This is a genomic window from Parendozoicomonas callyspongiae (assembly GCF_023502345.1).
Taxonomy (GTDB): Bacteria; Pseudomonadota; Gammaproteobacteria; order Pseudomonadales; family Endozoicomonadaceae; genus Sansalvadorimonas; species Sansalvadorimonas callyspongiae.
The window spans coordinates 194661-209086 of the sequence record NZ_JAMFLX010000002.1; the positions used below are offsets into that span (position 1 = coordinate 194661).

At 47.1% G+C, this 14426-nt stretch carries 13 protein-coding genes; 5 read left to right on the plus strand and 8 right to left on the minus strand.

The window, feature by feature from the left end; translation table 11 throughout:
• Positions 1–85: 85 nt before the first annotated feature.
• From M3P05_RS02290 to trpR, 3 genes are all read left to right on the plus strand, one after another.
• The gene (locus M3P05_RS02290; protein WP_249697610.1) at positions 86–1021 is read left to right on the plus strand and encodes an SET domain-containing protein-lysine N-methyltransferase; all 936 of its coding nucleotides are present in this window, start codon (positions 86–88) and stop codon (positions 1019–1021) included.
• 81 nt (positions 1022–1102) lie between these two features.
• Positions 1103–1948 carry a nuclear transport factor 2 family protein gene (locus M3P05_RS02295; RefSeq protein ID WP_249697611.1) on the plus strand — a complete coding sequence of 282 codons (846 nt, stop codon included), beginning with the start codon at positions 1103–1105 and terminating at the stop codon, positions 1946–1948.
• Between the two features lie 89 nt (positions 1949–2037).
• Positions 2038–2325 carry a trp operon repressor gene (trpR, locus tag M3P05_RS02300; RefSeq protein ID WP_249697612.1) on the plus strand — a complete coding sequence of 96 codons (288 nt, stop codon included), beginning with the start codon at positions 2038–2040 and terminating at the stop codon, positions 2323–2325.
• Between the two features lie 158 nt (positions 2326–2483).
• On the opposite strand, the gene M3P05_RS02305 is transcribed toward trpR, so the two are convergent.
• From M3P05_RS02305 to M3P05_RS02340, 8 genes are all read right to left on the minus strand, one after another.
• On the minus strand, positions 2484–3947 hold the full coding sequence (locus tag M3P05_RS02305) for an ankyrin repeat domain-containing protein (RefSeq protein ID WP_249697613.1): 1464 nt from the start codon (positions 3945–3947) through the stop codon (positions 2484–2486).
• 10 nt (positions 3948–3957) lie between these two features.
• A complete protein-coding gene (locus M3P05_RS02310; RefSeq protein WP_249697614.1) occupies positions 3958–5667 on the minus strand; it encodes a hypothetical protein in 1710 nt (569 codons plus the stop codon).
• 12 nt (positions 5668–5679) lie between these two features.
• Entirely contained in the window at positions 5680–7362 is a 1683-nt protein-coding gene (locus M3P05_RS02315; protein WP_249697615.1) for a hypothetical protein, read from the minus strand.
• Between the two features lie 365 nt (positions 7363–7727).
• The gene (locus M3P05_RS02320) at positions 7728–9728 is read right to left on the minus strand and encodes an MtrB/PioB family outer membrane beta-barrel protein (RefSeq protein WP_249697616.1); all 2001 of its coding nucleotides are present in this window, start codon (positions 9726–9728) and stop codon (positions 7728–7730) included.
• Between the two features lie 139 nt (positions 9729–9867).
• Complete coding sequence (locus M3P05_RS02325) at positions 9868–10911, minus strand: DmsE family decaheme c-type cytochrome (RefSeq protein WP_249697617.1); 1044 nt, start codon at positions 10909–10911, stop codon at positions 9868–9870.
• A gap of 120 nt (positions 10912–11031) precedes the next feature.
• The gene (locus tag M3P05_RS02330) at positions 11032–11541 is read right to left on the minus strand and encodes a NapC/NirT family cytochrome c (protein ID WP_249697618.1); all 510 of its coding nucleotides are present in this window, start codon (positions 11539–11541) and stop codon (positions 11032–11034) included.
• Between the two features lie 89 nt (positions 11542–11630).
• On the minus strand, positions 11631–12206 hold the full coding sequence (locus M3P05_RS02335) for a c-type cytochrome (RefSeq protein WP_249697619.1): 576 nt from the start codon (positions 12204–12206) through the stop codon (positions 11631–11633).
• 301 nt (positions 12207–12507) lie between these two features.
• Positions 12508–12828 (minus strand): PadR family transcriptional regulator, encoded by a 321-nt coding sequence (locus M3P05_RS02340; protein ID WP_249697620.1) that lies wholly within the window; start codon positions 12826–12828, stop codon positions 12508–12510.
• Between the two features lie 79 nt (positions 12829–12907).
• Here M3P05_RS02340 and M3P05_RS02345 point away from each other — a divergent pair, with 79 nt between their 5' ends.
• Together M3P05_RS02345 and M3P05_RS02350 are read left to right on the plus strand one after the other, a co-directional pair.
• On the plus strand, positions 12908–13564 hold the full coding sequence (locus tag M3P05_RS02345) for an ABC transporter ATP-binding protein (RefSeq protein WP_249697621.1): 657 nt from the start codon (positions 12908–12910) through the stop codon (positions 13562–13564).
• Positions 13548–14351, plus strand: coding sequence for an ABC transporter permease (locus M3P05_RS02350; protein WP_249697622.1), 804 nt, complete (start codon positions 13548–13550; stop codon positions 14349–14351). The genes M3P05_RS02345 and M3P05_RS02350 overlap by 17 nt, the downstream gene beginning before the upstream one ends.
• Positions 14352–14426: the final 75 nt, after the last annotated feature.

A 14426-nucleotide genomic window follows, 5' to 3' on the forward strand; every position in this document is an offset into this window, starting at 1 on the left:
GAATCACAACAGTATAGAGAAACAGCACAGCTGTTTCGATATACAGTTAATATGATTATGTAAGGGAATGTTAGAGAGGCGCGCCATGGCAGGCACACCACGACTTCCATCAGAGGGAATATCGGGTGATAGACCGGTTATTCCCCATATCGATCCGGTACCCGAGCAGGAAGATGGCCCCAGAGCGATAGAAAAAGTCGGTCGTCAGATCATTGATACCGATGAGTCTGACTGGAATCGTCGAATTGCTCTTCATGGCATACCGGTCGTACCCATATCGATGCCACCTGATTACAGCATCCTCCATACCCCGGAAAAGAACCAAGAAAAGAAACACAGGCGGAAAGCCTCTGTTGTGCAGGTTTTGACGCGATACTGGGATAATCGAGCTGAGTTAAGGCAGCTGGGCAAGGAGGCTGAATGGCTGTTCCAGAGGTTACATAAGGGGCAGGCTGACACTGTTGTCCAGTTTCCACCTGATATTGTGTTGACGGGAAAGCAAAAATCCCTGAAGTCATCAGCTAACTGGTCAGGGATTGTCGAGAGCTGGCTGGCCATGTCGGCAACAGAACGGGCAAAGGCACTTGATAGAAACCTGAAGCAGGTGATCATTACCAACGATGATCCGAGAAAGGGATTGCATGGACAGAGAGGGGCGGTAGCAGCACGAAACCTGGATGCCTTTACTGTTGTCGGGCCTTATGTTGGCAAGTACTGTTATGGACGGGATCTTCAGGAAGAGCACGGGCTGCACGGAGTCAATGTCGGGCGTTATACGGTTGACTGTTCCATGGAGACAATGAGGCTGGATCTGTGTGGATATGGCTATGGCAATATCACTGTTTGCATAAATGCCAACACCACCTATCGGCCTGATGATCCTGCCTATCAAGATAATGCGTTTTTCCTGATGGTTGTTTATCAGGGATGGCCCTATGTTTTTGTTGTTACCCAAAGGCCTGTTCGCAAAGGCGATGAACTCCTTGCTGACTATGGCCGTTACTATTGGTTGGGTTACTGATTAAGAGCCTGACTGAAACCTCCTGTTTAGCGCAATTGTACTAATCTCTGTCCCAGTTTTTATTCTGTGATGGATTTCTGTATGTCATCGCTTGAGACCTTTATCGCTGAGTTTGACCAGTTCTGTCGGGATCGTGATGTAAATCGTATTCTTGCCCTGAATGCCCCGGGTGAGATCAGTGGGTGGGGTGTGGAAGTCAGGGATACCTATCCATCCAGAAAGGTTCTCGAACACCATGTTCATGAACGAAATAAACGTATTAAACGTGCTGAAAGCCGTCAGCACCCGGTTAAGATCATCGGAGAGAAGCCAGGTGTCTGCCTGCTGACCAAAGTTGATTTTACCGAACACCACTTTGATGGAACGACCCGCAAATATGCAGGGCGGGCATCCTGGTTTTTGGAGTGGATTCAGGAGAGCTGGAAAATTCGTCACGGTCACTGGAGTATTCCGTTAGGTGATACGGATGGACCGTTGGAATTTCCCTATCAGGCAGCAGAACAGGGGAATGCCCATGAGAGGCTTGTTGATGCTGAGTTTGATTCACTGGTGAAATGGTTGAACCTGCGCTCAAGCTATATGAACAAGGGGGATGTGACAGGCTTGATCGAACAGTTTGCCCCGGAAGGTGATTTTATCGTGTGGGGCATTTGCAAGGGTGAGGAAATCAACTCTCAAAATGATTTGCAGACATGGTATGGAAAAGTTTTTGAAAAATATTCAATTTTCTTGTCATATTATGATCCAATTGCGTTCGCCTGTGGTGATTTAGTATGCCTGTCAGCTCATGGTGAGATGACAGCATCAGCCAGAAATTCAGCTAAAAATTTTACCATGCGGCCTTTGCGGTCAACATTCATTTTAAAGAGATGTGATGGTGACTGGAGAATCAGGCATCAGCACGCATCAGTACCGATTAAAATCTGAACAAAAACTACCACTACGCATTTTTACGAATGTTACAGATTGGGATTTTTCATGTACTGTCCAGCTATTACAATGTAATGGTGTAATCAATGACTTCTTCAGGCTGGCAGTTCTTTCTTGATCTTATTGAGCAGGTTGGAAATTCCGAAGAACGATCGCGTCTGCTGGAAATTCTTATGACGCATGATGAACGCTCTGCCATGGCTGGCAGGGTGGAGATTATTGCCAGCCTCCTTGCCGGAGAAGAGTCCCAGAGAGAAATGGCTGCTCGGCTGGGGGTCAGCATTGCCACCATTACCCGCGGTTCTAACAACTTAAAAAATCTTAATGATGAAGATAGGGCGCTTCTGAACAGGCTTTTCGACAGCGCCTCCTGATCCGGGGAATTTCCAATGAGTGAAGCAGTAGCTGCTACGCAGGTAGGCAGCAGGCGGGGTAGTGCGTCCCGTTTAATGGGGGCAGCATTAATTGTTGCTGCACCCTTTTCCTATTGAAGAAGCAGACTGACGATTTTACTGAAGCCCTTTTCTTTGGCTCAGTCACTTACAGTTTTGCCCTCTTTGTCTTGCAGATTGGTGTCAGCTCCATTCTTTAGCAGAAAGTCTAATATTTCAGCTTGATTTAGAACAGCTGCCAGCATCAGGGCACTGTGCTGATTGGAGTCAACCGCATTGATGTTGGCTCCCAGTTCTAAAAGCATCCCAACACTATCCAGCTTCTTGCCTTTTACGGCCCAGTGGAGTGCAGTACGACCCAGATGATCCCTTGCATGAATCAGGTCAGGTTGTTTTGATATGAATTCATCAATCAGTACCAGATCACCAGAGAGGGCACTGGCCATTAGTGGGGTAAAGTCGTTTTTATCGGCTAGTGTTATTTTTGCTCCTTTTCTGATAAGAGTCTGTGCCATGGTCGTTTTCTGGTTTCCAGAAGCAAGGAGCAGGGCGGTTGCGCCATAGCTGTCCTGCCAGTCCAGATTGATACCAGTCTCAGTAAGTCGATTTACAACAGCCTCATGATTATTTGATACAGCATAAAAGAGAGCATTCCAGCCTGGCTTGTTCGCCATGGTTGGATCCGCTTTTTGTGTCAGCAGGAGGTCGACAATCGCAAGGTTACCATTTCCTGAAGCCATCATAAGAGGGGTAACCAGACCAATATTACGGGTATTGACTGCAGCACCCTGGTTTATCAGGTATTTAGCGGTATGGTTATATTTGCCCTGTATAGCATACATCAGTGGTGTAAATTTCTGGTTATCTCTTGCGTCAATTTCCAGTCCCTGTTGAATCAGCCATTGCACCGTGTTCAGGTTATTTTGCATGGCTGCCATATGAAGTGCGGTTTTGCCGGTTTTATCCCTTGCCTCGACTTTAACACCCCGTTGAGACAGAGGTGCAAGCAGTTCATTTTCACCATTGAAAGCGGCAACCTGGAGCAGGTCGCGCCCATATTTATCGATCTGATGAATATCTGTCCCTGCTTTGATCAGCTCCCTGGCAATATCGGTTCGACCGTGGTTCATTGCTGATACGAGCGGTGTCAGCCCGTTTTCATCCTGTGCATCAACATTGGCACCGGCATCAATCAACATTTGTACCAGAATCAGGTCGCCATGCTTAACGGCCAGATGCAGAGGTGTCTGGCCACCATCATCAGCGAGATGGACATTCACCTTATGTTTAAGAAGTACTTCAGTTGTGCTGGTCTGCTTGGCATCAACTGCCATATAGAGGGCTGTTCGTGACCAGGGGTCGCGAAAGTTTTTATCGACTCCTTCGATCAGATAGCTTTCCAGGGCCTTGATATCCCCGATGACGGCAGCATGTATAAACCGCGTCTCTACAGGAAGGTTTTGCAAGCCCCTGTTGCGTTGCTCTTTGGGTTTATGCCCACCGTGCCCCTGTGGCGTAACAGTGTTGCTGGATGAGGCTGTGCCAACAGAGAAACCGACAGCAATTGCTGCGGCCAAAAGGCCACAGCAAATGCTTGTGCTCATCCTGAAATATTTATTCTTCATCACTGGGTTTATCCCATTCGATGTCGAGGGTGGCGTTGTATATCTTGACAGCCCTCTTATCGCCCTTGACATAGATAGCAAGGTCAAATTTCGGTGTCAGCGGAAGATTATTAATTGATATTCCAACAGGTGTAGGAGTTACACCTGCAGGGAACTCATTAACTTCGTTATAGACAGCGTCAATCCAGCCACGGCTGTTTCTCAGTGGGGATACTCCTTCTGCTGCTGCATCGAAATCCAGCAGGTCGATAGTGGTTATTGCAAAGTCTCCAACTTCATATTTTTTGCCACCTTTTTTATAAGGAGGTTGTGTGCACTCGTTCTCTGCCGACGGGATTTCCAGAGAAGGCAGATCCTGACCAAACTTATTGGCTTTCAGACGCCAGCGTGGGCCAGATAACTTAATCTGGTTGCCTTCTGAATCCTTTCCATACATTTCTTCAAACGGATCTCTATGAATGGTGGTGTACCAGGCATTGGTAAATCCTTCCTTTAGATCCTCCGAAAAAGCATTCAGATCGACAGGGAAGTGGGTTTTTCCTGCATAAGCGGAATCCTTAAACAGTGTTCCTGCCTGAATATCCTCCCCGTTTCCGGTGTAGCAGTTTGTTTTGGAAATCCACCTTTCCCCAACAATATCGTAAGCAGGTAGACGACCGGTGGCTCCCTCATTTTCCATATCTTCCGGACGGATCTGGTCGTTCGGGTTGTTAGTGATGGTGTGTTTGACAGTCAGCTTGGCACTGGTGACGGTATATCCTTCTTCAGGCGCTGCTTCATCAGTCCATTCTGGTGGCAGATCCATTTGCGCATAGATGCGGATATCTGTTGGGCGTTTGACGGCGTTACCCCAACGATATAGAGGTTTGCCATCGTCCTTCAGGGTTATCGAGTAATCTCTGCCAACAGCTATATCGTCTCTGACCGTGGATTCATTGGCTTCCATCTGATCACCCGGTTCAACGGATGTCAGTGGTAGTTCAGATACAACAAAATTCTCAACGATCTTCAGAGTGTTATCCAAAGAGTGATTGGAACAGCTATCAATAACTTCTCCTGTCTCTGGGTCGGTCAAATCTCTCTGGTCAATCCCATCATCAATACCGATATAGGGGTTTGACTGGTAACAAGAGAGAACATGTTCCATCACCACATAATGCTCTGATGAGCATTTCACAGGGCTGCCGGCTACACCCCTGCACCAGGTGCCGTATGGATCATGTACCTTGAACAGGGAAGTTGCTGTATTGCTGACTGCTAGTCCTGCGCCATTTTCATCATTTATGTTGCCGGCAAAACCCTCGCTGTATTGAGGTGAAATAGTGAGGCCGGGAATCTCAGCTGTTACACCTTTCTGCCGAACTTCTGCACCAACAAAGTCTGAGACAACATAACCAAATGCTGCGTCAATGGGATACAGGGTGGAGCCATCCTTTTCTACCTGAGGCTGTGATCCATCATCGGGGCATGCAGGGCTGCTCTCCAGGCCGCAGAGTATTGATTTATCGCCTGCAACTTCGCCATCCGCACCAACATAACCTCCATAGGTGTTGCCGGTATTATCACCACCCTGGATATCATCAATGCTGAAGGTGTGGATTGTTTGGAAAGGAATAAGAGCAGCGGTCGCCGCTGTGGCAGAAATCCCCAGTATCGCGCAGCCGCAAGCTGTTATAAGTTTTGAAATCTTGGTTCTCATGGGGTTTCTCCGTTACATTTTGTCGTAGTCGAGGACGAGTGTCGCGTGGTACAGGCGGGTACCTTTGGCATCACCCTTAACGTAAACGGCCAGGTCAAAATCATTGGTCAAAGGCAGACCATTGATTGAAACGCCTGGATGATCAGGAGAAATTTCATTAACGGTATTCTTAGTGGCATCAACCCAGGCAAGACTGCTTGTAAGTGGAGAGGGTTCTCCATTTTCCCAGTTAAGAAGGTCTATAACTGTGACGGTATCAACACCGACTTCATATTTTTTGTCGTTGTTCTGGTAGGGAGGTTTGGAACATTCCTCTTTGGGAACTTCGAAAGAGGGAAGGTCTTGCCCGAACTTGTTGGATTTAAGCCGCCAGCGTGGTCCCATAATCTGGTTGCCACTGTCATCCACGACTTTATCGAATGGGTCTCTGTTGATTGATGTATACCATGCCACTGTGTAGCCTTCCTTAAGGTCTTCCGAGAATCCGTTGGCATTTGTGGCATTTGTGGCATTTGTGGCGTTGCCATTTTTGAACATTGTTCCTGCAGGAATAAATTCACCATCACCCTTGTAGCAATCTCTGGATGAAGTCCAGGTGCTGCCTGCAGCGCTATAGGTGGGCAGGCGTCCGGTTGCTCCTTCGTTCTCCATATCTTCCGGGCGTAACTGGTCATTGGGGTTGTTGGTAATCTGGTGCTGGATAGCCAGATAAGCCTTTGTTACTTTGAATTCAGCACCAGGCTCTTTCCATTCATCCGGCAGAGCCATGCGGACATAAAGACGAATATCATTAGGCCGTTTAACAGCATTACCCCAGCGATAAAGAGGTTTGCCATCATCTTTCAGTGTGATGCTGTAGGATTTACTGACAGCAATATCCTTGCGAACACTGGATTCATTGGCCTCCATTTGATCGCCAGGTTCTACGCTGGTTAGAATCGTTTCTGTGTCCTGACCGTTTTCCCTGATTTTCAGGACATCATCCAGACGATCCAGTGAGCAATTTCTCAGGATCTGGCCATTAGCCGGATCAACAAGGTTTTTCTGCTCACCTGAATCGATAATATCCTGGGAGTAGGGAACTGTCTGATGGCAGGCAAGAATCTGCTCCATGGTGACATAGTGTTCGGTAGAGCATTTCACCAGCTTGCCGCCCATACCTGCACACCAGGTTCCGGTCAGTTTTGGTGCCTGGAAAACATCAGTTTTGGCGTTCGCTACCATCAGACCAGGTCCAAACTCGGCACTGACAATATCTGCAGCCCATCCTTCAGCATAATCGGCTGTTACATCTGATCCCCTAGATTTCTGTGCGGCTCCCACAAAATCAGAAACAAGAAAACCAAACTCACTATCAATGGGATACAGTGTGTCCTGGTTTTTTCCCAATGTGATTGGCTTTATATCTGTACATGTTGTATCAGATCCTGCCATATCACATAAAATACTGGGGTCAGCTTCAAAGGTAATGCCGTTAAAGCCCCCGGTTATATCCTTGGTACTGAATGTGTGTTTTACAGAGTAATCAAAATCGTCGACTGGGTTTGGTGTTGATTCCTGGGTGTTGTCACCACCTCCGCCCCCGGAGTTACGACATCCTGAGTTAAGAAGCGCTCCTGAGAGTATTATTATTCCAGGTACCAGGAAGTACCTGCACTTTTTAAAATCGAACAGATCCCGGTTTCTATTTCTCATGTGGCTATCCACTTCTTTATTATTATCTATGGGAATTGAGTCGAACCCTGATTCCCATATTGCAATATTCAAATTTGCTGGGCCGGTAATAAAGAGCAGAAAAGTAAAGAAAAGTTAAGCGAAAACTGTGCAGAATGTAATTGTATTGTATGTATGATTTGTAGGCGCTTGTTTTGCAAGAAATATTAATTTTGCGGTAGTTCTATCATTGGATTCATAATTTGTTGAATGATTTTTGGTGAGAATCTTATTGGTTTTGTAGTTTTTAAAAATGCATGGTTATTAATTTCTATGAATCGTTTGATTCAGCTTATTACAAAGATTTTTGAATCAAACGATTCCAGTTTTGAGCTTAATTGATAAGGTTATAAGAATTTATAAGAGAATCCCACAGCTATACGGTAGCCATCATCCCCTAGAGTTTTATTACCAGTCCAAAGAGTATTATCAAGCTGCCAGTCATCTTCATTAATATGCTGATATCCAATTAATCCAAGAACTGTCAGCTGATCACTGTACTTGTATTTTCCGTTCACCTCGAAATTATCTGAGCGATAACGTATATCAGGAATTGGGTTGGTAGCATTCTTCTGATGGTAATTATCAATGCTTTTAAGCCAGTTGTAGCTTAAATCCAGGTCAAATTTACTATCCAGAATTCTCTCCCATTCGAATCCGAGCGTAATACCCAACATATCGACTTTCTGGTCAATAATCTGGGTTGTATTGGTATTGAACTTAATTGATTGCTCAAATTCATTGCGTTCCAAGGTTGTAGCGACATAGAGGGTTTGATTATCATCTAAACGGTAGTTGCCATTTAAAGTCATCCCACTTCTTTCCAATCGATCAAGACCAGACTGGCCTTTATTGTAATTGTCTCTGGATGTGTATACCTGGCCTCCCAGACCTGCTCTTTCAAAACCGCCGTAGGATAACCCGAAGGTGACTTTATCCTGCTTCATATCAGCCAGATAGGGTTCTATGGCAATGTTCTTATTCTCAAAGTCTGAACCACCTCGATCCAGGTGTTTATATGACATCGTTGCCAGTAAGCTGTTTGAAATGCGCTGACGGCTTTTGATCCAGGCTGATTTTTCCTCAGTTTTCTTCCGATTCTGATCGGAGCGCCATTTCACCTTATTGCCGGCCCCGGCTTCAATACGAAGTTGGCCAAGCTGACCATTAACACCTGCCTGGAAATCCTGGATACGGTAAGAAAAGAGACGGGTAGAGTAGACAGCGTTGTTGTCCCCGGTCTTCTGCAACGGGTCGGTGGCATTCTTGCGGTTATCGTAATTAAACGCGGCCTTGAAACGCCATTTTGGACTGATTCGATGCAGCCAGCGGAGACGGCTTCTTGCGGTATGGATATAACCTTCCAGCCGGGTATCGCCGTTATTGGCAATTTGTCCTCCAACCAGATTACCATCCTGTCCCAGTAGTCCATATGACAGGCTGCCCTGGACTATATCATTGGAACTGATTCGGTAGCTGCCTGAAGTGACTGCCTGATGCAGGGTGCTGTCCGGTTCAGGCATTCTTGTGGCCTGACCCTGATCATTGCCATTGCCACCTCCTACGCCATTGCCCTGACCAACCGCAACTTCCCGGCCGATATTGGCATCATTATCGAAACGGGAAATCTTGTAATAGGCCTGCAGGTGACTGGTATCCGTTGCATGGCGAAGCCCGGTTCTCAGTTCATGGGTGGTGTTATCGATCTCTTTCGGAATAGCTCCCAGTAGGGTGAAACCGGCAAAGTGATCGGACTCCACTCCGTTACCGCTGTTTTTTCTCTGGATGAAATCAGCGAACCCAATCAGGTTATTTGTAAGTTTTTTCTCACCTTTCAGTGCGGTAATACTCTTTACAACCTCTTCATCAAATCGGCCATAGTCTCCAAGCTGACCCCCCGAGCCGGTTGGTGGAATGATGGTGATTTCGTGGTTTTTGACATAATTTTGGGAATTGTGGGTGAGCTCTGCCTGGTAATTATTCTCCTGCCTTATCTGAACATTCGCATATTCTCTGCCTGTTCCTCCCAATGCAGTGATGATGAGATCTGAAGTCCCGGTGAAATCCCGGTAATCAAAACCGGCATTACCCTGCAGGCCCTGTTTGTCTCCCTGGCCGGCAATAATCTGGGATGCATTATTCCTGGTGAGATAACCCATGCTGGCATAAACGGAAGTCTGAGGCTTCTGAGGATCCGGGCATGAGCTGCACTGCCGTTTTTCAGTATCAATGTGATCTCTGTTCATGCGGCTTAGATCAAAGGCTGCATTGGCTTGTGAGGCAGCGATGGCTATAGCGGCAGAAAGCAGTGTGAGAGGTAAGGTCTTTTTATTGTCATAACTTGTCATTGTTATCCCTCCACAAGCAGCCATGAGCAGGAAGTGCCTTTTTCGTCACCCTGAGGTGATGGAAAAGGTATTTCCATGGCAATAAGCTCTCCAAACCAGTATCTGTCGTTTTGTATATCTGGCTTGCGGGAGTACCGGATTAACGCCTGAATCCGTAATTATCCAGTCGGTTGCTGCCGTGAACTTTGGCGTGACAATTCAGGCAGGACTTCCCGGCCAGGTATCTGAACTCCATTGGCTGGCCATCATCAAAGTCAATGTCCCTGTGCATGGCATGGCAGTTTTGGCACAGGACGGGTGGCCTCTGGGTCAGCAGGAATTTCTCATTGGAACTGTGGGGCTGGTGGCAGTTCGTACAGTTTTCAACAACAGGAGCATGCTCCAGCAGGAAAGGTCCACGTTTTTCGGTATGACATTCCGTGCAGGTGTCGTTGACCGTTGCCTGTGCCAGCATGGCAGTGTTAAGGGATCCATGTGGATTATGGCAACTGCTGCAGGCCAGCTGGCCTTCGCCCAGGGGATGGTTGGAACGCTTATGGGCATCCATCTGCCGCTCCTGGTGACAGGATGTGCAGACTTTATCCTGGGACTGTTCGTTGAGAACAAGGTCACTGTCTTTGTGCAGGGTATGGCACGATGTACAGCCCACTCCCATGCTTTCATGGGCGCTGCCAAACCAGTCACTGCGCTGGTGATCCTTGCTGTGGCAATTCAGGCAGATGCTGTTCTGGTTTTCAGCCGTAACAGGGGAGTCCGGGTCGAACTGCACCATCGGCTCTATCCCTTTGTCATCGGGAAGCAGACGAGGGTGGCGGCCCATGGGGCCATGGCAGCTTTCGCATTCGAGTTGCTGAAATGGTCCGTCAGCAAGATCAAGGCGACCATGTGCCCCTTTAAAAATGCCCGAACCATCCAGAGGTGTTCCTTTGGTATGGCAGGTCAGGCACTTGTCAGCGCCTTGTTTGGAGAAATTGGCAGACCGGAACTTTTCCTCCAGCAAAGAGTTGATAAAGATTTCTTCGCTTAAGGGCTCTGGCTCGATGGCTTTCTGAGGTGCCGCCAGAGCAGGCATTCCGGCGATAAGAATAGTGCACCAGGCAACTGACAGGATAACTCTGGCTGAAAGGTGTCCGGCTGCGCTGTCGGAGTGAGCCATAGCTCTAAGATTTGTGGCTCTTTTCATTGGTTGTACTTCCTGTTTATTGTTTTTATTTCGCAGCTTTGACCATGAAATCTGGTTGTTTGGATCTCCGCAGTTTCATGGTTTTTGTACAGTATTTTTCAGGCTTTTGGAGTTACCCCTCTACTCAAGGTCAAGAAAATCCAGCTCGGGTAATTTATGGGCTGAACCGGTATGGCAATCAACACAGGTCTTAGTTAAATGCTGTTTATCGTTGTGCTTGTGTGCTGCCAGCTTTGTCTGAGCTTGTGTGCTCATATTGTTGATATTGTGACAGTTTTTGCATGTTGAAGAGTTGTGTTCCCGAAATGAATCTAAGGACTTTTCAAACAGATCCCACCGGCGTGACTCAAACTCTTCCCTGGGGAAGTCCTGGGTCAGGTAGTGATAGGTATCTATAAGGCCACTGAACTTCACTTTCATTGCCGGTAGAAATTCGTTGGGGATATGGCAGTCGCTACAGGTTGCCTTGATACCGGTTCTGTTACTGAAGTGGATGGACTCCTGATACTCCTGAACAACAGTATCCATTTTTAGATGGCAGGAAGAGCAAAACTGGTTGCTGCCTGTAACGTCCATTGAGAATTGAAATGCCGGCACTACCAGAATTCCGACAGAGAAGATCAAAAGCATTTCTAAAGAAATTCCGATTAACCATCTTTTCCTGAGAATCTGTTTAAATTGCGACCACTTCTCTTTCATCTTAGTCTCGGTCAACTGCATTACTGATGACTGGCCAGGTAATCAAGCAGGGCATTGATATGCTTTTCCTTGAGCCCATCTAACGTATCTTTTCTTGTTCCAGAAGAGTTCTTCCTGGCGCCGCTGATAAAGTGATTAATCTGTTTGCGAAGATAAGGTGTGTGCTGACCCGCAAGCAGGGACGTTTCATCATCCGCCATAGAGCCAGCGTCGGTATGGCAGGATTCACATTTCAAATCAAAAATCCTTTTGCCCAGTGAAACCTTTGAGGGGTTAAAAGTCTGTTGTGTCGGTATAAACTTCTGCTTCGCAAAGTAGCTGGCCAGCAAAACGGCGCTGTCTTGTGAGAGTTTGTGGCCAGCATCTTGATTATCTGGTGACTGGGACTCCGGCCTCAGGCCATTGGCAAAGGCGTACAATGCATCTTCAATATTGATGGCCGGTAGCCCTGCTAATGTCGGGGCATCGGGGTTATGGCTTACGCCATTTTTGCCATGACACTGTTCACAAACCTGTGTATCAGGAGCAGAAAGGGCTGGTGTGAGCAGGAAATGGCTGGCAAGAACAGTCAGAAAGATTTTGCTGAACAACTTCATACTACCCTCCAATTATCTGGAGTGGCTATGAATACTTCTCGGTTTTCACAGCATTAATCAGACAACGGTAGCCACCCTGGCACACAAGGAGAGAAATTTTATGTGCCCGCTGTCCAGGCTGAAATGGTGCCTACTATTATTGATTATTGAATTATCTCAATGATCAATGCATAGGTGACTGCCCTATGCATTAATTGTCAGGGTATGGATTATGTAAGGTTGGTAAAGGGCATCTTTACGCGGTTTTTTAAGAGAAATCTGGTAAGGAGTTCGTTGTGGTGATATTTCAGGGCAAAAAATCCTAGTCCAGGTGGTGTGTGGTCAACTCCCTGATTTTATCGTTCGCTTCTTTTAATGCTTCATCTCCAAGGCTGGTAGTCCGGTAAATCTTGCGGATATGCCCCTCTATATTGTGCTCGCTGGCGGTTAGCAGATCGTCATTCACCATGCGTTTTAGCATCGGGTATAAAGTCCCTGGGCTCAGGTTGTAGCCATGGGTTTTCAGATGTTCAATCAGCCAGGAACCATAGAGCTCTCCCCGACTGGCGTGTCGCAGGATATGTATCTGCACAAACCCGGAGAGCAGCTTGTTAATGATCTTGTGTTTTTTCTCGGATGGCATTATCGTAAACCGATATCGATATATGATATTGGTGTTAATCTTATGAATAGGCACATTCAACGTCAAGGTTGCTACACGAATGATTAGCCTGAGAAAACTGTCTGTCTTGAGGGAGGGGACTCCGGTACTGAACAATATCAGTCTGGATATTGCCCTGGGAGAATCGATTGCTCTCTGTGGTCCTTCCGGCTGCGGGAAAAGTACATTGCTGAAGACCTTGCTGGGAGGTTGTCACTGGAAGGAGGGCGAGTTTCTCTTCGAAGGTGACAAGGTCACAGCCGCCACAATCCAGAAGATCAGAAAACGTTCGGGGTATATCGGTCAGGAAAATGCGCTGGGGGGAGTCTCAGTTTTGGATGCTATTAAGCAGCCTTTCCAGTTTGCCGCGCATCGCTCCCGTCTATTTCCTGAGAATGAGATGCAACGTTTAATGCAGATGTTCTCGTTATCTGAAGAGCTTCTTGAGCGAAAACCATCTTCGCTTTCTGGAGGGCAGCAACAGCGGGTGGCCATTATCCGGGTCTTGCTTCTTAAGCCGGATATGATTATTGCTGATGAGCCAACCTCGGCTCTTGATGCCGAGACTCGTGATGCTGTTATTCAGGAGATATTGGCAACCGGACGTACAGTTATTTCCACATCCCATGATCCCGTATGGTTGTCTCATTGTGATCGTGTGATTTTTATGGATAACGGTCAGATTATGAAGGAGGAAAGAGATGTCCGGTACGGTTGATATTGATCTTATAAATCTCTTTTTCTTCAGTGTATTACTCGTTATACCTGTTATCGTTCTTTACTCGTGGAACCTGCTGGATCTTGGTTACAACGCGATTGGCAGTGTTATCAGGATGACTGTGCAGTTATTGCTGGTTGGTCTTTACCTGAAGTATCTGTTTGAACTGAATAATCTCTGGCTGAATCTGGCATGGCTGTTGGTTATGGTGACAGTCGCCAACTTCAGTATTCTTCGTGGTTCGGGACTGGCTGTGATGCGGCTGTTCTGGGTGACACAGTTCAGTTTGATGCTTTCCATTATATCTGTCTGTCTGCTGTTCCTGTTGATTCTGGTTAAGCCGGTTCCCTTTATGGATGCCCGCTATCTTATTCCTGTCGGAGGGATGCTACTGGGTAATGTTCTGCAGGGAAATATCCGTGCACTGGAAACGTTTTACAGTCAGGTCCGTGCCAATGAACCCCGCTATCTTTCCGACCTTCTGCTAGGGGCAACAGTGGCAGAAGCCACTCAACCTTACTTCCGCAAGGCTGTTCGCTCATCCCTGACGCCTATTCTTGGCTCAATGGCTACCCTGGGTATCGTGTCATTGCCTGGTATGATGACCGGCCAGATTCTGGGTGGGGCGCTTCCACTCACCGCTGCCAAGTACCAGATCGCGATAATGATGGCTATTTTCCTCTCAATGATCTGTGCTATTGGTCTGAACCTGAGACTGAGTCTCAGGGTGGCTTTTGACCAGGGTGGTCTTTTAAAGCAGGCTATTTATACCCGTCAGGCTGAATAGCTGAAGCTGAGAGTCTCTGGGAAATAGCGACTAGGCTGGTGTCTCTTATTCCGAGTGTAAGAATGGGAGATGATG